The organism is Pseudobutyrivibrio sp. ACV-2 (assembly GCF_900107545.1).
In the GTDB taxonomy this organism is placed as follows: domain Bacteria; phylum Bacillota; class Clostridia; order Lachnospirales; family Lachnospiraceae; genus Pseudobutyrivibrio.
In genome coordinates this window covers 29,159-50,275 of record NZ_FNQZ01000009.1, presented here as the reverse complement: position 1 = coordinate 50,275, position 21,117 = coordinate 29,159, and the positions used below count along the sequence as shown (strand labels likewise).

Genomic DNA, 21,117 nt, shown 5'->3' with positions numbered 1-21,117 from the left:
ACGTAACTAGCGGATTATATTACTCAATAGTACTTGGATTAGCTTGTTTTATTGCAGACTAGATTCAGGGGTTTTTACAAGGTAGTTTATAGTAGTAATTTTAGAAAGAGAAATTTATGGGAATTCAAAGTAGAGAAGATATTAGAAACATTGCCATCATCGCCCACGTCGATCATGGTAAAACTACACTTGTAGATGAGCTTTTAAAGCAGTCAGGTGTATTCCGTGAAAATCAGGAAGTAGCAGAGCGTGTCATGGACTCGAATGATATCGAGCGTGAGCGTGGTATCACAATCCTTTCAAAGAATACAGCTGTATACTACAAGGGCACAAAGATTAACATCATCGATACTCCAGGCCATGCCGATTTCGGTGGCGAGGTAGAGCGAGTACTTAAGATGGTTAACGGTGTAGTTCTTGTTGTAGATGCTTTCGAAGGCGCTATGCCACAGACCAAGTTCGTTCTTATGAAGGCACTTGATTTGGATTTACCTGTTATCGTATGTATCAACAAAATCGATAGACCAGAAGCAAGACCAGATGAGGTTATCGATGAAGTATTAGAGCTTTTCATGGATCTTGATGCTTCAGATGAGCAGCTTGACTGCCCATTCATCTATGCTTCTGCAAAGGAAGGTTTTGCAATCAGGGACCTTAGCGAAGAGCACAAGGATATGACAGCTCTCTTTGAGACAATCGTAGATTATATCCCAGCTCCAACAGGAGACCCAGAGGCTCCTACACAGGTGCTTATTTCTACAATCGACTACAATGAATACGTTGGTCGTATCGGTATCGGTAAGGTTGAAAATGGTTCTATCAAGATTAACCAGGATGCTGTCGTAGTTAATGCTCATGATCCTGAAAAGAAAAATAAAGTACGAATCTCTAAGTTGTTTGAGTATGATGGACTTAACAAAGTAGATGTTAACGAAGCAAATATCGGTTCTATCGTAGCTATTTCAGGTATTGCAGATATTCATATCGGAGATACAATTTGTGCAGTTGATGCTCCAAACCCTATTCCATTCCAGAAGATTTCTGAGCCTACCATTTCAATGAACTTCATTGTAAATGATAGCCCACTTGCTGGTCAGGAAGGTAAGTATGTTACATCACGACACATCCGTGAGCGTCTTATGAAGGAACTTAACACTGATGTTTCACTTCGTGTAGAAGACACAGATTCACCAGATTCACTTAAGGTTTCAGGACGTGGTGAGCTTCACCTTTCAGTTCTTATTGAAAACATGCGTCGAGAAGGCTTCGAGTTTGCCGTATCAAAGGCAGAGGTTCTTTACCACACAGACGAAAAGGGACGTAAGCTTGAGCCAATGGAACGTGCTTATGTAGATGTACCAGATGAATTCACAGGAGCTGTTATCGAAAAGCTTTCTCAGCGTAAGGGTGAGCTTCAGAATATGACACCTATCGCAGGTGGATATACACGTATCGAATTTAAGATTCCTTCACGTGGTCTTATCGGATATCGTGGAGAATTCATGACAGATACAAAGGGAAATGGTATAATCAATACAATTTTCGATGGCTATGAACTTTACAAGGGGGATATCGCTTATCGTAAGCTTGGAAGTCTTATAGCATTTGAAACAGGAGAGTCAGTTACATACGGACTTTTCTCAGCACAGGATAGAGGAACACTTTTCATCGGACCAGGCGAAAAGGTTTACTCAGGAATGGTTATCGGACAATGCTCACGTGCAGAGGATGTAGAGCTTAACGTATGTAAGAAAAAGCATCTTACAAATACTCGTTCATCTTCAGCTGATGAAGCACTTACACTTGTGCCACCTAGAGTTCTCAGCCTAGAGCAGGCTTTGGACTTCATTGATGTAGACGAGCTCTTAGAGGTTACTCCAGAATCTCTTCGAATCAGAAAGAGAATTCTCGATCCTACACTCAGAAAGAGAGCAAGTTTCAGAAAGTAGGAGACTCATGGAAAAAGGAAATATTGTAGTATATTATGGAAATGGTCAGGGCAAATCGGCAGCCGCACTTGGCAATGCGATTCGCTATGCATCTCAGGGAAAGACCACTACAATTATTCAGTTTTTAAAATCAGAAACTAACGCAGATTATCTAAGCAAGCTTGAACCAGAAATCAAGCTGTTTAGATTTGAGCGCTCAAAAGAAGATTTTATGCATCTTTCTGATGAGCAAAAACAAGAAGAAATTATAAATATCCAAAACGGTCTCAACTATGCCAAGAAAGTTCTTGGCACAGGGGAGAGCGATTTGGTTATTCTTGATGAAATCCTTGGCGTACTAGATGAAGGAATTGTCTCGGAGCAGGATATATTGTCTGCTCTTGAGGGGCGTTCCATTTCAACAAATGTCATAATGACTGGTTTAACTATTACGCAAGGAATAATAGAAATTGCAGATAGTGTACTAAACGTAAAACCAGAGAAATAAATCTCTGGTTCTTTGTTTATTTAGAGGGTTTTGTTATGATGGGGTTATCATATTTTTGGATTGACGGTGGTACATACTTAGGATTTATAGTCTGCATCACATTGTTGATGTTTATCCTTATAATGCGCTCATTTGATTTAAAGCTCAGGCGCAAATTTACAAGAGTAGCTATGGCTATGATTATTGCTCTTGCAGCGGGGGCGCTTGAGCTGGGACTGTTAGCCAAAGGGGATACATCTACATTGATATATGCAGCGCTTCTTCTAAAATATATTTTAGAAGGTTACATGGAAATAGCAGTAATTAGAATAGTAGGTCGTGATTACAAAAAGATTCAATCAAAGTTGCTTTGGATACCATTTATTGTTATTTCCATATTGATTTGTACTGCGCCTGTTAATCCATCAGTATTTTATTTTGATAGCACACTTGGATTATTTGTACGTGGTTCACTTGGTTATTCTATTTTTATAGAAGCAGGTTTTTATCTGCTGGTAGGTTTGTGTATCTGTGTGAAAAAATGGTTTACCGGTTACCAGAGAGATGCATTGATTATTCTATTTATGCTTGCGGTTGTTAGTACAGGTGTACTCCTAGAGGAAGCATACATATTCGATAATTGTACTCTGACTTCCAGCAGTATTGGTGTATTGTTCGTGTATGTATATATGTATGCCGAACGCTACAATGTCGATTCTGTGTCGATGTGTTACAAGCGCAGATGCTTTTACTCGGATGCTGCCAAATATGCCAAGCAGGAAATGGCCATTATATCTATGGATTTGAATGACCTGAAATACATCAATGACAATTATGGGCACCAGGCTGGAGATGTTGCTTTATTAACATTCGCAGAAGTATGCAGAAGTGTTAAAACCAATAAATTCATTCTCTATCGAACCGGTGGCGATGAATTTATGATACTAGGAATAAAGTCATCTCAAAAGGAAGCGGAAAACCTGATTAGCATCATAAAGGAAAAACTCAAGGAGACACCTTACACCTGTTCCTTTGGATTACATATGTATAAACCAGGTGAAGATTTTGAGGAAGCAGTTGTAAAGGCTGACAAAGCCATGTATGATGATAAACACATATATAAATCAAACAAGAATAAACAAGCAAATAAAAGAGATGACCGATTTGATGAAAAGGTTCAATCTTTTAGTAATGATATAGATTTTTTTGATGAAGGAGAATAGCTATGACAAAAGTTGTAATGCACGGATGTAATGGACACATGGGAAGAGTTATCACAGATTTATGCAAGGCAGACAGCGATATTGAAATCGTTGCTGGCGTAGACAAGTATAAGGATGTGGATAACGATTATCCAGTGTTTGATTCTATCGCAGAAGTAAATGTTGATTATGATGCAGTTATTGATTTTTCTAATGCTGCAGCTGTTGATGGATTACTTGATTGCTGTGAGAAAAATGGTAAGCCTGTAGTTCTTTGTACCACGGGTCTTAGCGAAGAAATGCTTGCTCATGTGGACAAAGCGTGTGAAAGCATTGCTGTCCTTCGTTCTGCAAATATGTCACTTGGCATTAATACTCTTTTCGATTTATGCCAGAAGGCAACAAAAGTTTTTGCAGATGCAGGATTTGATATTGAAATAATAGAAAAACATCATAATCAAAAGCTTGATGCACCAAGTGGTACAGCTCTTGCTCTTGCAGATGCATGTAATGATGCTTTGGACGAAAAATATGAGTATTGCTACGGAAGAGCTGATAGAAGAGAAAAGCGTCCTAAGAATGAAATAGGTATTTCAGCCGTAAGAGGTGGAAATATCGTTGGCGAGCACGAGGTTATTTTTGCAGGCTTAGATGAAGTAATCACAATCAAGCATACTGCATACTCAAAGAGTGTTTTTGCAAAAGGTGCTATTGAAGCAGCAAAATTCATTGCTGGAAAACCAGCAGGTCATTACGATATGAAGGAAGTAATATCTGCAAAATAAAAATTCCCTGCCAGCAGGGCTACGGATGAGGTGACTTATGTACATACAACTCAACTCACAAATTATTTGCTATGAAAAGACCGGCGAGGGCTCGCCGGTTATTCTTATACACGGAAATAGTGAGGATCATCATATTTTTGATCAACTTGTTGAAGCAATGCAGGCAGATCATACAATATACGCCATGGATTCCCGTGGACATGGAGAAAGTGCTACGCCAAAGGAATATCATTATGATGATATGGCATCAGATGTCATTAATCTGATAAAAGCATTAGATATAGAAAAGCCATATATTATTGGGTATTCGGATGGCGGTATTGTAGCTTTACTTGTGGCTATGAGAGCTTCAAAACGCATAGGGGGCATTGTATGTTGTGGGGCAAATCTTACACCTGCAGGTTTACATCATAAGGCCATTCGTGAAATAAAAAGACAGTATAAGGAAACCAAGGATCCAAGAACACTTTTGATGTTAGAAGAGCCCAATATTCCAGTGGCATCCTTAAAATCCATTACAGTTCCCGCTATGATTATCGCTGGTGAACATGACCTGGTTAAGGAAAGGGAAACTGTGAAAATTGCACAAAATATACCCGATTCCGAGCTTTTGGTTATCAAAGGCGAAAATCATTCTAGTTATGTTGTGCAAAATGACAAGTTATATTCATATATAAAAACATTTATAGGCTGATATTTATAACACCACAGACTTGTCTACATAATTCATTTAGTGTATAATTGTTACAGTTTTGTGAACAAATAAAAACGAGGAAAGAAATATAACGTTAACGGATTAATATCAAATGTTAAACGTTGAGAATGAATTATGTTTAAGTTGTCAAACCTGAAGGGGGTTAAAAGAAGGGTAAATATTGTTATTTTAATAATATGCGCATTGCTTTTGGGAGCATGTTATTTTTTAACACCTAATGAGACCTGTAATAATTCCCATACAAAAGTTATAAAACCATATACCGTAGCAAATCTTCCAGATGGCAGTAAAGAATATTATTTTGATTTGGTGGATTATGATTATAAATATTCTGGAATAATGTTTTACACTTCACATCAGTTTGTGCAAGTTCATAATGCCGGCAAGCTTATATATTCCTTTGATACACCAGGAGGTTTTTGGGGCTCTACACCAGGAGCAAATTATAATTTTGTTGAAGTAAACGAAAAGATGCTACATGTAGCTGTCAGTATCACACCAGCTTATCCGCAAGTGGCAGATCAGGATATTGTATTTTATATCGGATCATCATATCAGATGTATAAAGATATTTTGGTACGGTCTATGCCTAGATTCATTGCCAGCATGTTAATAATTTTGTTTAGCATAATCTTGTTTGTATATTACATTGCTATGCGTAAAAAACAGAATTTAGGACGTGAAATAGTGCATCTTGCATTCTTTTCATTTTTCCTGGGGTCCTGGACCTTAAATGAGTCAGCCGTGGAAGTGTTGATAAATAAAAGCGTTATTTTTGATTCATTGGTACCATATTTTTGTTTGATGCTCGTTATTCCACCTTTTGTTTTATTTGTGGATGAATATTTAGAGCTTAAGAGCAATGCTATTAGAACGATAATATTAAGTCTGTCTATAATCCAAAGTTCTGTTCTTACTGTACTGCATTTCACAAAAATATTAGAATTTAGACAATCGCTTGTCTTTATACATGTAATGCTAGTTATAGCGGCGGTTTATGCATTATCAGGTGTACTGATTCAAGTATCCAGACAGAATATGACCCATCATGTGATTGTGATGTCAATTGGTCTTAGCTTAATGCTTCTTGCATTGCTTGTGGACATTGTGAAATACTATACACACATTGGAGACTCAGATTACCTTGGAAGATATTTATTCCTCGTATTAGTAGTACTGTTAGCATGGGACCTTATCCGAGATACATATGAAATTATTGAGAAGGGACGTCGTGCGAAGGAGCTTGAAGTTTTTGCATTAACTGATTCAATGACTGGTCTATTCAATAGAAATGCATTTGAGACTCACGTAAGAATGCAGAATTCAATAGATGGAGTTACTGTTGTTGTGGCCGATGCTAATGGATTAAAGAAATGCAATGATACCTATGGACACGATGTAGGAGATGTGTACATAACCACCGTTGCAAATCTATTTAATAAAGTATATGGCAAATACGGAAGCTGCTATCGTACCGGTGGTGATGAATTCTGCTGTATTATTCCATCAAACAAGTCAGTAGATGTTGATAGATTAAAATCTATATTTGCAGCAAAGATTTACAATACAAATCTTGAGGGTGAATACGATTTCAACATAGGAGTAGCAGTTGGGCATGCAAAATATAATTCAGCTGTTGATTCTGATTTCAAATCTCTAATTAAGCGTGCAGATACTCATATGTATGAAAATAAAAAGGAAAGTAAAAGAATAAGCTAAAATATAAGGGCCGCCTTGTCATGAGGTGGCCCTTTTCAATATTAAGATTAAATGTCAAGAGAGTTCATCCAATCAACAAGCTCCATAAGACCCTCTTCAGTGAATTCTGCTAATTTTGACTGTTTTTGCTCTTCTGGCGTGTTTTCTGAGCTATATGGACCAGGCCAGATAGTAGCCTTGAACTGATCTACATCAGAATCCTCTTCGCGAAATCGTTCAATCTTATAGCATTTATTTTTATCACTGCCTGTAAAAGAGGCAGCTTTTTTATAGTAACCGAGAGATAATAATCTGCTTCTATCTATCATAATTTAATCCTCCGTTTTAATTTCACGTCAGTGCTGTATTTTTACTCTCTAAGTTTAATGATTTAGAAAGACTTTGTCATCAAAGAATGATAAAATAATTATATAAAAGATTACTTCAAATTAGTCTAAGGGGGATGCTAGATGGACAAAGGACGACTGTTTAGAGTAATATGCGGGGTAATGATTGCCATAATAGTGGGTATTTTGATTGCGCTATTTGTCAGCGATGATGACAATACCATCCCAGAAGGCAGCATAGACATGACAGCGGAATATGCTACAGCCTCTGACTGGATGAGTTATCTGCCAGACGATAAATACATTTCTGAAATTACTATTCCAGGCACCCATAATAGCTGTGCGAGAAATGTTGTCTTTGGGTATGCTATGAGATGCCAAAATACAGATGTTTCAGAGCAGCTTGTAAATGGATATAGATATTTAGATTTTAGGATAGCTTTAGAGGAGACAGATGAAGACAGCGATATAGTGATGGTGAATAAGTTGGCAAAGTGCCATGTAGCTGGAAGCTTTTTCTCAGACTATCTCTATTTCGATGATGCGATGGAAGATGTATACGCCTTCCTTGAGGAACATCCAAGTGAGTCAGTTGTTATTAATATAAAAATGGAGGATGATGCGCATTCAGTAGCAGAAATCCAAAGCTTACTATTAGACAAAATCAAGCAAAACAAGGGTTACTGGTATACAGACAGTAGCATACCTACCCTGGGGGAGGTCCGCGGCAAGGTTGTTTTGGGCACACGTTTTGAGGATGCAAATGGTACAGGTACCACAGGTCTTAATTTGATTTGGACCGAGCAGGACAACTCTACACCTGCTGATTTGCCATATGACTTGTATGTCATTGATGACTACAGACTCTGGGTTCAGGACAGATATAAGTATTCTGTAGAGGACAAATATGAGGCAGTTGTGGATGGTTTTGAAAACTGTGAAGCCGATGAAAATACAGTATTCTTGAATTTTGTCAGCACAAGTGGTGATGGACCTATTGGACATCCATACGGATATGCTAAAACCTTGAATGGATTGATAATGGAATATCCGTTAAAATCTAACACGGGCTACGGCACAGTTATAGTTGACTTTGGTGATGCCAATTTAGCTAGACATATTTACTACTCAAATTTTTAACGGAGGAATTGTTTATGGGTAATGTTTATGAAGACGGAGAAATCAATCCAATTCTTTTGGAATTCTTAGATGCCGATTGTTTTGAGGACAAGTACAAGATACTTGTAGCCACACCAATTATGGATTTTGACAATTTATTAATTGACAACATGGCTTCATCAATCGACGTGGTGATAGAGGATGGAGAAATTGAAGACAGAGTTCAAGACCTGAAAAACTGCGTAAGAACCAGATCCAGATATGAGACGATGAGATTACGAAGATAGTGTGAATTATCTTCGAACAATTGGTAAAATGCCACACAGACTACTTTTTTGGTAATACAATACCATTAAAGTAGTCTGTTTTGTTATAAGGAGAAGGGATATGGCAAAAGACAAAGCAAAAAAAAATGCTAAAATCAAAAATAAGCTGATTCTTCTTATTGTCCCTGTTGTTATTGTAACTATGCTGGTATTGGTATTCATTGCAGGATGGGTATCGAGAAATAGTATGAAGAAAATGGCTATGGCTCAGTTGGATTCGTCTATTTCAAATCAGGGGGATAATATTGAAGCCTGGTTACAAGAGAATCTGGAGAATTTCTCATCTATTAAACATGTGATTGAGAAAACACATCCCGATGCAGACGGTATTCAAGGGATACTAGACGGTTTTTACGGCTATAATAAAAATTGTCCAAATGGATTATATATCGCATTTGATGATGGACGAACTTTTAAAGCGAAAGCCAGCGACAAAACCATCACAAATTTTAAGGAAGAACCATGGTATAAGCAGGGTATCACCAGAATTAATATGAACTATGGTGCTGCATATACGGATGCAAATGGAAATTCGGTTATATCAGCATCAGGTATATTGTGCGATGGTGAACCTGGAATCAAGATTATTGCAGCGGATCTTCCACTAGATCAGATAACTATCATTGTAAATTCTGGCGTAAAAATGGACCAGGCTGCTTCTTTCCTTATAGATAGTTTTAACGGCACAATCTTGGCACATCGCGACAGTAGTAGATTAAACACTACATTAACAGACCAGGATCCTGATAAGCTAATGGCTGGGATAGCAAAAAAGCTCAATGCCAAGGATTATAGTACTTCAGAAATCAATGGCTATCAGGTTGCTTTTAGAAACATTTCAGGGACAGAATGGTATCTGGTATCTTATATTGATAACGATATTATCCTGGCTGATGTGATGAGATTGATTAATCTTCTCGTTATGATAGGCATTGCAGCAATAGTTCTTATCGCAGTACTTATCAATGTACTGGTAGCCAGAGTAGTTGCACCACTTGGAAGCATTACTAAAAATATTACAGATATGTCTGAAGGTGATTTTACTATCAAGGTTAAGCAGGAAAGCAATGACGAAATCGGACTTATGGGAAGTAAGGTTTCCGAATTCGTATCTTCCATGAGAAAGATGCTTTCATCTATCAATGAAGAGTCAGAGCGTCTGAAAGAGGAATCGGATAATTCTGACAGAGTATCTAAGGATATGTTTGAGGCATCCCGCTCCCAGGCTGAGGCTATGCAGAATTTGAACAATACGGTAGACCAGTTGGCCATTGCTGTAAATGAGATAGCAGAAAATGCTACCACTCTTGCAATGGTAGTTGCAGATACTAGAGATAATTCTAATCAGGCCAACGACAGCATGAAGGAGACTGTTCATATCAGTAAGAAGGGTCGTGAGGATATGGAACAGCTTTCACATGCAATGGAAGGAATTAAGAAGAGTAATGACGAACTTGTTGAGTCAATCAATGACGTTGGTAGAGCATCTGAAGAAATCACAAAGATTGTAGGGCTTATCGCAGAAATTGCTGATGAGACAAATCTTTTATCACTGAATGCTTCAATTGAGGCCGCCAGAGCAGGTGAGGCAGGAAAGGGATTTGCAGTAGTTGCAAGCGAGATCGGAAAGCTTGCACAAAATTCGGCTAAGAGTGCTGAAAATATCTCTAAGCTTATTGATGATGTAAGCAGGGCAATAGAAGGCGTAGTTGGCCAGGCACAGTCAAGTGCTAAAGAGATAGAAGCAAACGGTGAATTAATACGTGCAGCAGTTGGAACCTTTGACCAGATATATGAAAACATTCAGCGTTCTAATGAACTATTAGATTTGATGATAGATGATGTGCAGAAGGTTGATGATGTTGCAAGCAACGTAGCTGCCATATCTGAAGAGCAGGCTGCCAGCGCAGATGAAATTCTTGAAACCAGTAGAAATATGGTTGAACAGGCAAATAGTATTACACAAAGCAGCCAGGATGTTGCAGATAATTCTCATGAGTTGGCAAATACATCCCAAAAACTGACGGACTATGTTCAGCAGTTTAAAATTGGAAATGAGGAGGTAGATGGCTATGAGGATTAATATACGTCTGAAGAAACTAGTCGGGTTTATGCTTGTAGTCGTAATGACATCAGCCATGATGCTTGCAGGTTGTGGAAGTTCAAACTCAGGGGCATCAACGGGCAACGCAGGTGGAATAAAGATATTATATTCTGGACCTCCTTCAGATACATTTAAGCAACTGTTGATGGATGGTTTACAGGAAGCTGCAGCAGAGGAAGGCTTGACACTTGACATCGGCGCTCCATGTGAAAGTGTAAATGATCAGGTAGAGCAGATAAGAGATGCTGTTTCGTCTGGATATAACGCAATAGTGTGCTTGCCGGTAGATAGAGCAACAGCCTTACAGCTTGAGGTGGTGGCTGGCGATTTACCTATCATTTATGTAAATGGTGTGCCAGATGAGCAGTTTCTTAAGGCAAATAAATACATGGCAGTCAGCAGCTACGAATACACCGCAGGAGAATATCAAGCTGAGTATGTATGGAATAAGTTAGGTAAGCCAAGCAGTATAAATGCTGTTATATTACGAGGCGAGCTTACACATAACGCTGCAATACAGCGTTCCCTTTCAGTTAAAAACTGGCTGAGAGAAAACGGTGTAGATGTAAACATAGTATTCGATGACACAGCAAATTGGAGCGTTGAGGAAGCTGAATACGTATTTAATGTATTCCTTCAGACAGGCCAGAGCTTTGATGCTGTATTCTGTAACAACGATGACATGGCTCTGGGAGTGGTGGAAGCCATGAAGGCCGCAGGCTATGATTTAAATAAAATCCCTGTAGTAGGTGTTGACGCAACAACCGCAGGCTGTGAATCAATCGCCAAAGGCGAGATGCAATTCACCGTTTATCAATCTGCAGTAGGCCAGGCTCAAATGGCAGCGCAGGTAGTTAAACAAGTTGTAAAGAACGGAAAAGTTGAAGGCCTAGACGGTCTCAGCGAAGATGGCCTCTACGTCTGGGTCCCATTCGAACCCGTCGATGCTTCTAACGTAAAGGACTATATGTGATTTTCCATTGTAAACTAAAGAACATCTTGTAGCTAACAAACTTAGGGTCTCTTAAGGGAGGCGTTCCCAGCCGACCGTAGAGATCCTAAATTTGTTAGCGTAACAAGATGCACACAGCCTAAATCATTCAATATTACAAGATGCACACAGCCTAAATCATTCAAGATTACAACATGTCCATTCTCTTGGTTATTATCACGACTTTTTTAGTTAAAATATAGAAAACAGATAAAAGGAGTTTCCCACTCCTTTTTTTTTGTGTATACTGTTTGACGTGTTGTTTATATCAAATGTTTTAATAGGAGGATTTTGATTATTATGGCTATTGATCTTAAACAATACGAGAATATACCACATGGCGATATGCCAGGTGACAAGGTAGAAATTGGCGAGGAGCACGTTAAAAAGGCACAGCTCATCATGGAGACTCTTAAGGGTCAGCTTGATGAAGTTCTCGCAAAGGATGGAAAGGCAGTTATCACAGTTTGTGGTGGCTCAGGAGTAGGTAAATCAGAGACCGCATCTCTTATCAGCTACTTCCTTAACGAGCAGGGCATCGGAGCTTACACCATGTCAGGCGACAACTATCCAAGACGTATTCCTATGTACAATGACGCAGAGCGTCTTCGCATCTTCCGCACCGCAGGCGTTAGAGGCTTAGTTAAAGCTGGCGAAGGCACAATGGAACACTTCGACACAATTCGTAAGTGGCAGCAGGAGGAAACTGATGCATCCGCAGATCACGTATCAGAATGTCCTTGGGCAGCAGCTTATCTTGAAGCAGGTCGTAAGGGTCTTGAAGGATATCTTGGCACCAGCAATGAAATCGATTTCGATGAGGTATCTGGTATTGTAAAAGCATTCAAGTCTGGTCAGGATAAAATCTACCTTAAGAGAATGGGCAGAACAGACTCTGAACTTTGGTATGAAGAAGTTGATTTTTCAACAATTAAGGTTCTAGTAATTGAATGGACACATGGTAACAGTGATCACTATGAAGGTGTAGATATTCCTATCCTTCTCAACAGTACACCAGAGGAAACACTTGCTCACCGCAGAGCTCGTAACCGCGATGGCAAAACTGATAGTGCATTCACAATGTTAGTTCTTGAACTCGAGCAGAATCTTCTTGCGTCACAGGCACACAAGGCAAAGATTATACTTTCAAAAGCAGGAGAGCTCCTTTCGTTCGACGAATATAAAGCTCTAATGAACAAATAATTAATACGTATGGTAATAATTCACGCTGGTCCACAGTAAAGAGGAGCCAGTAGGAGACAAGCATTAATATCTCTTAAAGGAGGCATTCCTAGCCGACTGTAGAGATATTAAGGCTTGTATCCGTAACTGGCGAGCCAAAGACTACGGCACCAGCACACTATTTGGAGGTATAAAATGAGTAACGGCCCTATGCTGAATGCCTACCCAGATTCTATGGGTGGCACACTTGACGACATTGTAAAGGTTTTGAAGAAGGATGAATTAAAGGACACATTTGAGTCTTTCTACATCCTTCCAAGTATTTTTAATACAGATTTGGACAGAGGCTTCTCTGTAATTGATTACGGAATTAATGAAGAGCTTGGCAGCCGTCAGGCTATCGAGGACATTAAGGGAATGGATATTGACCTTAAGCTCGACTTCATCTTAAATCACGCTTCTGTTCTTTCAAAAGAGTTTCAGGATATCATCAAAAATGGTGAAAAGTCCAAATATAAAGATTTCTTTATTGACTGGAACAAGTTTTGGGAAGGCTGCGGAGAGATGACTGAAGCTGGCTACATTCAGCCAGACGAAAAGTACATCAAGGATATGTTCTTCCGCAAGCCAGGTTTACCAATCCTTATGGTTAGATTCCCTGATGGACGTAACGTTCCTTATTGGAACACATTCTACCAGGAGGTTCGCTACAAGTCTTTAGAGGCTGAGGACCTTATGGAAGTAATGGATATTCAGTACGTTGCAGCAGGACGTTTAGCTGAATGTGTAAACTCTCAGATTTCTGAGGGCTGCGCAGTAGCTGATTTACAGCTTGGTAAATACGAGCAGTATCGCGCGCAGGTAGTAGAGCTCTTAGAGAGCAGCCGTAGATACTTAGGACAGATGGACTTAAACATTAAGTCTCCACTTGTTTGGGAATTCTACGAAAACACTCTTAAGACTTTATCATCATATGGTGCTAAAATCGTTCGTCTCGATGCATTTGCCTACGCTCCAAAGGAGCCAGGTCTTAAGAACTTCCTTAATGACCCAGGTACATGGGATTTATTACAGAAGGTTAAGGAGCTTGCAGACAAGAATCAGGTAACACTTCTTCCTGAAATTCATGCAAGCTACGGAGAGAAGATTTACGATCTTGTAGCAAAGAAGGGCTACATGACATACGACTTCTTCCTTCCAGGACTTCTTATCTACGCTATCGAGAAAAAGAACCCTGAAAAGCTTATCGAGTGGGCAAAGGAACTTGTAGACAACGATATCCGCGTTGTAAACATGCTTGGTTGCCACGATGGTATTCCTCTTCTTGATCTTAAGGGACTTCTCCCAGAGGAAGAGATTCAGGAATTAATCGATACTATTGTTGCAAGAGGCGGCTTTGTAAAGGATCTTCACGGCGCAAAGAACATGTACTATCAGGTAAACGCTACATACTATAGCGCACTTGGTGAGGACGACAAGAAGATGCTCTTCGCTAGAGCAATTCAGATGTTCATGCCAGGTAAACCACAGGTATGGTACCTTGATTTGTTCGCAGGAAAGAATGACCACGAAGCAGTAGCTCGCGCTGGTGCAGGCGGTCACAAAGAAATCAACAGAACAAACCTTTCTATGGAGCAGATTGAATCACAGCTTCAGAAGGAAGTAGTTAAGAATCAGATTGAATTGTTACAGCTTAGAAAGTCTCATCCAGCATTTGGATTTGACAGCAAGCTTAACATTGAAACAGAAGGATCAGTTGTTTCCTTTACATGGACTAAGGGAGATGACACCATCACTCTTAAGGCAGATTTTGCTACTTATGAGTATCAGATAATTAAATAATAGTTATCAAAAATCCCCCTTGCCGCTATGGTAAGGGGGATTTTATTATGCAAATATTTATTGGGGCAAAAGGCAAAACTAAAATGAATTAGTTACCTATAGCCATATTTTTAAGCTTGCTCATAAGTGCGCGTACAGGTGGAAGACAAAGAACTACGATAGTTACTCCAGCTTCGGCAAAAATATAGATTGCATTGTAAGCTAAAGAATATGCCAGAGGATTCCAACCTTCCCAAGCCCATTCGCCAAAGAAAATCCATCCGGAAATTACTGCAAATACATAACGTCCAAGAACACCAGCAATGTAGCCCTTAATGAGACCATACTTTGAATTTGAAAAAATGCCTGATAAGCCTAGCGCGCCAAAAGCAAGTATGTAATCTACAATAACCTGAGCAGGAAATAGGATATATGGATCCACAATAAGATTTAACAGTCCGTAGGCAACGCCGGTTACGATGCCTACGAGAGGACCGAAGAAGAATCCAGGGAGGCAAGCTACAAGCATAGAAAATGCTGTGATAGAGCCACCAGTAGGAAACTTGAAAATTTTAATGTTGGAAAGCACGAAAGCCAGTGCCATAGAAACGGCACAAAAGGCAAGTTGTTTCGCAGTAAAAGTAACCTTTACTTTTTCATCTGATGAAACGTGGTTAATCATAAAAAAAATCTCCCTTCATACACATGCTAGGAGATCGTAAAAAGCTTCCTTACGCTGGTATTATCCAGTTCAAGTATTAAGGGTCGGTGAATCACCTCTCAGCAAAAATGCGCCCCTAGCAAAATTATTTAATTAATTCAAATAGAAAATACATCATAAATATTGAACTGTCAATATATTTACACAATTTTTACCGTTATTTGTAATAGTATTCCTACGCATATGTATGATACAATCGAATTGAATTAATATAGAAGGAATACATATGGTAAGTACAGATAAAATAATAGAAAAAGTAATACTTGTAGCAGTCAACGAGGGAGAGGAAGCTGAGGCGAAGGATTCCCTTGAGGAGCTCAAGGACTTGTGTAAAACTGCAGGAGCTGAAGTAGTAGGTCAGGTGATTCAAAATCTTGAACGTCGCAATCCGGGCACCTACGTAGGCTCAGGCAAGGTACAGGAAATTGCAGATTTAATATGGGAAACAGAAGCCACAGGCATAGTTTGCGATGATGAGCTTACTCCTGCTCAAATGAGAAATCTTGCAGATGCATTAGACACAAAGGTTATGGATAGAACCCTTGTGATTTTGGATATTTTTGCAGCCAGAGCAGGCACTGCCGAGGGTAAGATTCAGGTAGAGTTGGCTCAGCTTAGATATGAGATGACTCGTTTGACAGGCTTTGGAAAAAATATGTCCAGAGTGGGTGGTACTGCTGCCGGAGGTGGCGGTGCAATCGGTACCCGTGGTCCTGGTGAGAAAAAGCTTGAAATGGACAAACGTCTTATCGCTGGACGTATCACACAGCTGAAAAAAGAGCTTGCTGATGTGGTATCCCACCGTGAAATCACTAGGGCGAAACGTCAGCGAAACGGAGTTCCTGTAGCTGCTATCGTAGGATATACAAACGCAGGCAAATCATCATTTTTGAACAAGATGACAGATGCCAACATTTTGGAGTGGGATGCTCTTTTTGCTACACTCGACCCTACTACTAGAGAGCTTTTATTGGACAATGATCAAAAGCTCCTTCTTACAGATACAGTAGGCTTTATTCGAAAATTGCCACATCACCTGGTGGATGCCTTCAAAAGTACCTTGGAGGAAGCAAAATACGCAGATTATATCATCCATGTTGTGGATGTGAGCAATCCTCAGATGGATAGACAGATGGAAATTGTCTACGAGACTTTAGATAAGCTTGGAGTGTGCAACAAGCCTGTTGTAACTATCTTTAATAAGGTAGACAAAGTTGATGATGAACACGATTATCATGATTTGCGAGCTGATTATACCGTACATACATCGATTAAAACCGGAAAAGGTTTGGATAGAGTAAAAGAGATTTTGGCGGAGCTTCTTAGAGATGGCAAGCAGTATGTTGAAAAGCTGGTGCCATACACTGAGGCTGGCTCAATTGCTAAAATCCGTGAAAATGGCGAACTAATATCAGAAGAATATCGCGAAGACGGAATATTCATTAAGGCCTATATTTAATAGTTATTTTTAATAACAATAATTGATAAATCTTTAGACTTTTCTATTCGTTTTTGATAATATTATCTACGGACGCAAGAGAGGAAAAGAGTATTTACTTTTCGTGAAGGAAAAGTACGGTAGGTAAAAGGAGAAAATAAATGACAATTGCACAATTATTATCACTGTTAGGTGGAGTGGGCTTATTTTTATATGGAATGTCCATTATGTCCACTGGCCTCAAAAATAGCTGCGGTGATAATCTTCAAGTTATCTTGGAAAAAGCTACTACTAACAGAGCAGTAGCTGTCTTGGTAGGACTTCTTATGACAGTCCTTGTTCAGAGCTCTTCAGCCACTGATGTCATGGTTATCGGCTTCGTAAACTCGGGCATGATGACGCTGGCACAGGCTATTGGAGTTATTCTTGGCGCCAACATCGGTACCACAATCACAGCACAGATTACAGCCTTTAATATTGCTACATTCACACCATTTTTACTTTTTTCTGGTGCAGTAATGTATCTATTTATGAAAAAGGATCTGGTAAAGCATATAGGTACAGTTATCATGGGCTTTGGTATGCTCTTTCAGGGTATAACTATTATGAAGGCAGCCATTGCACCACTTAAGGAATTACCTGCGTTCAAAGAATTCTTAAGTGGCATGAACAATCCATTTATTTTATTGATATTTGGTATTTTGTTCACTGCTTTATTGCAGAGTTCATCATCATCAACAGTTATCTTCCAGGCTTTTGTTGTTCAGGGAATATTGAATTATAATCAGGCTGTATATCTTGTAATTGGTGCTGCTATCGGTTCTGTTACACCAAACCTTTTAGCATCACTTACAGCCAATAGAAACGGTAAGCGTTCTGCCATCCTGAATTTATTATTCAACCTTATCAGAGCTACCATAATAGTAGTCATTATTAACGTAACACCACTGCTCAGCTGGATTAGATCCACATCGGCAGATCCGGCTCGTCAGATAGCCAACACACATACGATTTTTGCTATCCTTGCGGTATTGATTATATTCCCATTCACTGACTACATCATCAAGCTTACATACATGTTTATCCCAGAGCTTCCTGAGGAAACCAGAGCAGCAGAGGATCGCAAGCTTGTATTTATGACTCAGATGGGCAATGTACCACCAAACATGGCTATTCATCAGGCACAGCTTGAGGCAGCCAGAATGGGCGCTATCGCAGCAGAAAATTTTGAAAAGGCAATCGATTGCTTCTTCGATTATTCTCCTGAAAAAGTAGAAGATGTAGAGGAGCGTGAGGAGACAGTAAATATCCTCAATCATGCAATTCAGGATGCCATGGTCAAGCTTCAAACTCTTAACCTTACACCTGCAATGCTTCGTCGTATTTCAGCTATCACTATTGCGGTTACAGATATAGAACGTATTTCTGACCATGCGGAAAACATCATCGAATATGCAACCCGCATGAAAAACAAAAAGACCAAGCTTTCCAAAAAGGCTGCCAAAGAGCTTAAGGAAATGGCAGATAATTCAATGGAAGAGGTTGAACTTGCAATCGATATTTTCACTTCAGAAAATTACGAGAATCTTCCAAAAATCGAAAAGCTTGAGGCCAAGGTTGATAAACAGGAAAAGCAGCTCATCAATCATCATGTTGAGCGTTTGATGGAAAACAAATGTGAGCCTATGGCTGGTGTTGTTTTCTCAGATATGGTTACCGACCTCGAACGATGCGCTGACCACGCTATCAACATCGCTTACGCACTTAAAGACACAAATAAATAGGAATCCCTAATGAGAGGGTTCGGACTTCGTAGATTTTACGAAGTCCTTTTTTTATTTCTGGCATAATATCTCCATCAACAAAAAAAGGAAGGGGATATTCATGAATAGAAAAGAAAGATACAGCTACAGATACTTAGGTGACGGTTTTAAGGTGAGTAACGACACTAGAGAAACCCATCTGAATAACAATGATTTAATTGTTGGAAGTTCCGGCTCATCAAAGACTGGTTCTATTGTGTATGCGCAGCTTAAGTCATTGAAGGATTCAAGCCTTATTGTAGCAGACACTAAAGGGCGTCTGGCAAAGATGTTCAGCGAGGAACTGAACTGCAAAGGCTACAACATAAAAACACTTGATTTTGTAAATCCTGAAAATAGTGATGTTACCTATAATCCTCTTGATTACATTCGTCGGGATGAGCGGGGAAATTATAGAGAGCAGGATATAGCAAAACTCGCTGCTTGTCTCGTTCCTTTAGGATACCACCATGAAGCCTTTTGGCCAATGAGCGCCAGAACAGTACTGGAATTTGCTGTGGCTTTTACCCTGATGGCTTTGCCTGAAGAGAACCATAATATGAATATAGTTGAAAGCATCATAGGAAAGTTAATGGTAAATGACAGAAAATATTTTGAGCCATGGATTTCAGAACATTATAACACGTTAGCTGCCAGCCGTTATATACAGATCCAGGGGATGCGCACGGCAGATAAAACCATAGCCAGCATTTTTGCAATTGTGAATAATGCGATAAAATCTTTTGCTTATAAGGAATATAGAGTCATTTTCGAACCTTACTATAATTCCCTCAGAACTAAGGAAGAGTGGGAGGAAAATCCATTTGCGATGGATGATTTTGATGTTGACGAAAGAAGACTGGACTTTTCATCCTTAGGAAAAGAAAAAACAGTTTTATTCTTAAATATCTCAGATAGTGATCACAGCCTGGATGACGTTGTGAATTTATTTTATGCTCAGGCGCTGCAAGGTCTTATGGCTGAGGCTGATGCTCAGGATGATGGGCAGCTTAATGTGCCAGTCAGAATTATTATGGATGACTTTGCATCATCAGCAATTATTCCGGATTTTGACAAGCTGATTTCTGTTGTAAGAAGCCGCGATATCTGGCTTACGCTTTGTATCCAGTCGTTTACTCAGTTGGAAACACTGTATTCGCACTCTCAGGCAATGACAGTTATCAATAATTGTGACCATATAGTATACCTGGGCAGCAATGATATGCAGTCAGCTCAGTTTATTGGGACCAGAGCCTTAAAGACTCCTGAGGCAGTCCTGTGTACTGACAGACAAAAGGAATTCATCCTCGAAGCAGGAAAACCAGTGTCACTAGTAAACAAAATTCCTTCTTACAGCTTTGAGCTGGAGGAGGAAAATGATGATCAGTTAAGCGCATAGAAGGTGGTAATGATGATGAATGCAAATTATTTATACAACACAATTAAAAACTACTATGATAATGAGCCTTTGATGGAGCGGATAAAATCTCTGCGTAATCAGGCTATATCTACCACAATAAAAAAGGGAGGTGGTTGCGGATTTACAAAAATATACGTTGACTTTGAAGATGCATATAAGGCAGGACAAATTGACGACGAGACCTTCGAGATTCTATATTATTTCCTTCGAGAATTATCAGGAAAGTTTCTTATACCTGTGAGACCCCATGAAAATTTTCAATACGTATTTACGGTTTCACTTTGTTGGAAAGTAAATCCTGAGGAGCTGAATAAAGCAGCTGAGTCGTTGAAGGAAGTCTTGAATATGTTATGGCCTGAGTATAGTGACTTGATTCATGTGGATACAGTGCTGGACAATCCAACAAACCACACCTTGAGAACCATGAATTTGGTGGTGAAAACAATAAACCGTCGATTGACTGATAAGGAAGAAGTCTATGTAATCAACAGAGTCAAGGAGGACTTTGGGTTTGATCAGGATGCTTTGGATAAATTAGATATTTGGTTCTACAACATGATGGCGGTTATTTATGAGGCTATGGGTGATATGAATAGTAGTGAAGTAGTAAACAATAATGATTATTTTGAGGAGGTATGCGAGATGCCAGAGGAATTATTTAGCCATAAGTTCACACAAGAGGAAATTGAAATATTGCAATCAGGTGGAAAGGTTACTTGCAGTGATTTCGTAAGCAAGACAGGGATTGTGTACGAAGCATCTGTCACATATAACAGTGAGGTAGGCAAATTCGATGTGTATTTTGGATAAGAGGGGTGACTGCTATGAGCCCTTTATGGTCAGGTGCTCATAGTTGTTTGTTCACAACTTTTACAATGCATTTTCACACCTTGGATATAGAATGTACTCAGTCGTAGTGTGGCTATTTATTGGTGTTTTTTGAATGATGGAGGGATACACCTATGGAAAATATAGAACGTAATGGGATGTACTGGGGATTTTCACCGGATTTTGATATTGATTAAAGGCGA

At 39.4% G+C, this 21,117-nt stretch carries 18 protein-coding genes and 1 riboswitch; of the genes, 16 read left to right on the top strand and 2 right to left on the bottom strand.

Features of this window, described 5'->3' with window-relative positions:
- Positions 1–116 precede the first annotated feature (116 nt).
- The 6 genes from typA (at position 117) to BLV53_RS10630 (ending at position 6,836) form a co-directional block, all read left to right on the top strand.
- Complete coding sequence (typA, locus tag BLV53_RS10655; RefSeq protein WP_090300679.1) at positions 117–1,949, top strand: translational GTPase TypA; 1,833 nt, start codon at positions 117–119, stop codon at positions 1,947–1,949.
- Between the two features lie 7 nt (positions 1,950–1,956).
- Positions 1,957–2,436 carry a cob(I)yrinic acid a,c-diamide adenosyltransferase gene (locus BLV53_RS10650; protein WP_090300677.1) on the top strand — a complete coding sequence of 160 codons (480 nt, stop codon included), beginning with the start codon at positions 1,957–1,959 and terminating at the stop codon, positions 2,434–2,436.
- A 35-nt stretch (positions 2,437–2,471) separates the two neighbouring features.
- Positions 2,472–3,638, top strand: a complete 1,167-nt coding sequence (locus BLV53_RS10645) for a GGDEF domain-containing protein (RefSeq protein ID WP_090300675.1) — start codon at positions 2,472–2,474, stop codon at positions 3,636–3,638.
- A gap of 2 nt (positions 3,639–3,640) precedes the next feature.
- A complete protein-coding gene (gene dapB / locus BLV53_RS10640; protein WP_090300673.1) occupies positions 3,641–4,402 on the top strand; it encodes a 4-hydroxy-tetrahydrodipicolinate reductase in 762 nt (253 codons plus the stop codon).
- A gap of 37 nt (positions 4,403–4,439) precedes the next feature.
- Positions 4,440–5,096: an alpha/beta fold hydrolase gene (locus tag BLV53_RS10635; protein WP_090300672.1), complete on the top strand. Its 657-nt coding sequence runs from the start codon at positions 4,440–4,442 to the stop codon at positions 5,094–5,096.
- A 135-nt stretch (positions 5,097–5,231) separates the two neighbouring features.
- Positions 5,232–6,836 (top strand): GGDEF domain-containing protein, encoded by a 1,605-nt coding sequence (locus tag BLV53_RS10630; protein WP_090300670.1) that lies wholly within the window; start codon positions 5,232–5,234, stop codon positions 6,834–6,836.
- Positions 6,837–6,883: 47 nt separating this feature from the next.
- On the opposite strand, the gene BLV53_RS10625 is transcribed toward BLV53_RS10630, so the two are convergent.
- Positions 6,884–7,144: a hypothetical protein gene (locus BLV53_RS10625; RefSeq protein ID WP_090300669.1), complete on the bottom strand. Its 261-nt coding sequence runs from the start codon at positions 7,142–7,144 to the stop codon at positions 6,884–6,886.
- 141 nt (positions 7,145–7,285) lie between these two features.
- Here BLV53_RS10625 and BLV53_RS10620 point away from each other — a divergent pair, with 141 nt between their 5' ends.
- The 6 genes from BLV53_RS10620 (at position 7,286) to BLV53_RS10595 (ending at position 14,726) form a co-directional block, all read left to right on the top strand.
- Entirely contained in the window at positions 7,286–8,302 is a 1,017-nt protein-coding gene (locus BLV53_RS10620; RefSeq protein WP_090300668.1) for a phosphatidylinositol-specific phospholipase C domain-containing protein, read from the top strand.
- Positions 8,303–8,316: 14 nt separating this feature from the next.
- Positions 8,317–8,568 (top strand): hypothetical protein, encoded by a 252-nt coding sequence (locus BLV53_RS10615; RefSeq protein ID WP_090300665.1) that lies wholly within the window; start codon positions 8,317–8,319, stop codon positions 8,566–8,568.
- Positions 8,569–8,668: 100 nt separating this feature from the next.
- Positions 8,669–10,690, top strand: coding sequence for a methyl-accepting chemotaxis protein (locus BLV53_RS10610; RefSeq protein ID WP_090300663.1), 2,022 nt, complete (start codon positions 8,669–8,671; stop codon positions 10,688–10,690).
- The gene (locus BLV53_RS10605; RefSeq protein WP_170830825.1) at positions 10,680–11,684 is read left to right on the top strand and encodes a sugar ABC transporter substrate-binding protein; all 1,005 of its coding nucleotides are present in this window, start codon (positions 10,680–10,682) and stop codon (positions 11,682–11,684) included. Before BLV53_RS10610 ends, BLV53_RS10605 begins: the two co-directional genes overlap by 11 nt.
- Positions 11,685–12,002: 318 nt before the next feature.
- Positions 12,003–12,905 carry an ATP-binding protein gene (locus BLV53_RS10600; RefSeq protein ID WP_090300659.1) on the top strand — a complete coding sequence of 301 codons (903 nt, stop codon included), beginning with the start codon at positions 12,003–12,005 and terminating at the stop codon, positions 12,903–12,905.
- Positions 12,906–13,079: 174 nt separating this feature from the next.
- On the top strand, positions 13,080–14,726 hold the full coding sequence (locus tag BLV53_RS10595; RefSeq protein ID WP_090300657.1) for an alpha-amylase family protein: 1,647 nt from the start codon (positions 13,080–13,082) through the stop codon (positions 14,724–14,726).
- An 88-nt stretch (positions 14,727–14,814) separates the two neighbouring features.
- Here the strand turns inward: BLV53_RS10595 and thiT are convergent, their stop codons facing one another.
- Positions 14,815–15,387: an energy-coupled thiamine transporter ThiT gene (gene thiT, locus BLV53_RS10590; RefSeq protein WP_090300654.1), complete on the bottom strand. Its 573-nt coding sequence runs from the start codon at positions 15,385–15,387 to the stop codon at positions 14,815–14,817.
- Between the two features lie 29 nt (positions 15,388–15,416).
- A riboswitch (TPP riboswitch) is annotated at positions 15,417–15,514 on the bottom strand.
- Positions 15,515–15,652: 138 nt separating this feature from the next.
- Between thiT and hflX the strand changes: the two genes are divergently transcribed.
- The 4 genes from hflX to BLV53_RS10570 all read left to right on the top strand — a co-directional run bounded on the left by hflX (position 15,653) and on the right by BLV53_RS10570 (position 20,896).
- The gene (hflX, locus tag BLV53_RS10585; RefSeq protein ID WP_090300653.1) at positions 15,653–16,885 is read left to right on the top strand and encodes a GTPase HflX; all 1,233 of its coding nucleotides are present in this window, start codon (positions 15,653–15,655) and stop codon (positions 16,883–16,885) included.
- A gap of 140 nt (positions 16,886–17,025) precedes the next feature.
- The gene (locus BLV53_RS10580; RefSeq protein WP_090300651.1) at positions 17,026–18,648 is read left to right on the top strand and encodes a Na/Pi cotransporter family protein; all 1,623 of its coding nucleotides are present in this window, start codon (positions 17,026–17,028) and stop codon (positions 18,646–18,648) included.
- 100 nt (positions 18,649–18,748) lie between these two features.
- Positions 18,749–20,065 carry a type IV secretory system conjugative DNA transfer family protein gene (locus BLV53_RS10575; RefSeq protein ID WP_090300649.1) on the top strand — a complete coding sequence of 439 codons (1,317 nt, stop codon included), beginning with the start codon at positions 18,749–18,751 and terminating at the stop codon, positions 20,063–20,065.
- Positions 20,066–20,074: 9 nt separating this feature from the next.
- The gene (locus BLV53_RS10570; protein ID WP_090300647.1) at positions 20,075–20,896 is read left to right on the top strand and encodes a hypothetical protein; all 822 of its coding nucleotides are present in this window, start codon (positions 20,075–20,077) and stop codon (positions 20,894–20,896) included.
- Positions 20,897–21,117 lie beyond the last annotated feature (221 nt).

Excerpts from the sequence above, each read along its gene's own strand:
- BLV53_RS10610 (WP_090300663.1), top strand. The coding sequence starts at position 8,669 with ATGGCAAAAGACAAAGCAAAAAAAAATGCTAAAATCAAAAATAAGCTG.
- hflX (WP_090300653.1), top strand. The coding sequence starts at position 15,653 with ATGGTAAGTACAGATAAAATAATAGAAAAAGTAATACTTGTAGCAGTC.
- thiT (WP_090300654.1), bottom strand. The coding sequence starts at position 15,387 with ATGATTAACCACGTTTCATCAGATGAAAAAGTAAAGGTTACTTTTACT.
- BLV53_RS10580 (WP_090300651.1), top strand. The coding sequence starts at position 17,026 with ATGACAATTGCACAATTATTATCACTGTTAGGTGGAGTGGGCTTATTT.
- BLV53_RS10635 (WP_090300672.1), top strand. The coding sequence starts at position 4,440 with ATGTACATACAACTCAACTCACAAATTATTTGCTATGAAAAGACCGGC.
- BLV53_RS10625 (WP_090300669.1), bottom strand. The coding sequence starts at position 7,144 with ATGATAGATAGAAGCAGATTATTATCTCTCGGTTACTATAAAAAAGCT.
- typA (WP_090300679.1), top strand. The coding sequence starts at position 117 with ATGGGAATTCAAAGTAGAGAAGATATTAGAAACATTGCCATCATCGCC.
- BLV53_RS10615 (WP_090300665.1), top strand. The coding sequence starts at position 8,317 with ATGGGTAATGTTTATGAAGACGGAGAAATCAATCCAATTCTTTTGGAA.
- BLV53_RS10620 (WP_090300668.1), top strand. The coding sequence starts at position 7,286 with ATGGACAAAGGACGACTGTTTAGAGTAATATGCGGGGTAATGATTGCC.
- BLV53_RS10650 (WP_090300677.1), top strand. The coding sequence starts at position 1,957 with ATGGAAAAAGGAAATATTGTAGTATATTATGGAAATGGTCAGGGCAAA.
- BLV53_RS10605 (WP_170830825.1), top strand. The coding sequence starts at position 10,680 with ATGAGGATTAATATACGTCTGAAGAAACTAGTCGGGTTTATGCTTGTA.
- BLV53_RS10570 (WP_090300647.1), top strand. The coding sequence starts at position 20,075 with ATGATGATGAATGCAAATTATTTATACAACACAATTAAAAACTACTAT.
- dapB (WP_090300673.1), top strand. The coding sequence starts at position 3,641 with ATGACAAAAGTTGTAATGCACGGATGTAATGGACACATGGGAAGAGTT.
- BLV53_RS10600 (WP_090300659.1), top strand. The coding sequence starts at position 12,003 with ATGGCTATTGATCTTAAACAATACGAGAATATACCACATGGCGATATG.
- BLV53_RS10575 (WP_090300649.1), top strand. The coding sequence starts at position 18,749 with ATGAATAGAAAAGAAAGATACAGCTACAGATACTTAGGTGACGGTTTT.
- BLV53_RS10630 (WP_090300670.1), top strand. The coding sequence starts at position 5,232 with ATGTTTAAGTTGTCAAACCTGAAGGGGGTTAAAAGAAGGGTAAATATT.
- BLV53_RS10595 (WP_090300657.1), top strand. The coding sequence starts at position 13,080 with ATGAGTAACGGCCCTATGCTGAATGCCTACCCAGATTCTATGGGTGGC.
- BLV53_RS10645 (WP_090300675.1), top strand. The coding sequence starts at position 2,472 with ATGATGGGGTTATCATATTTTTGGATTGACGGTGGTACATACTTAGGA.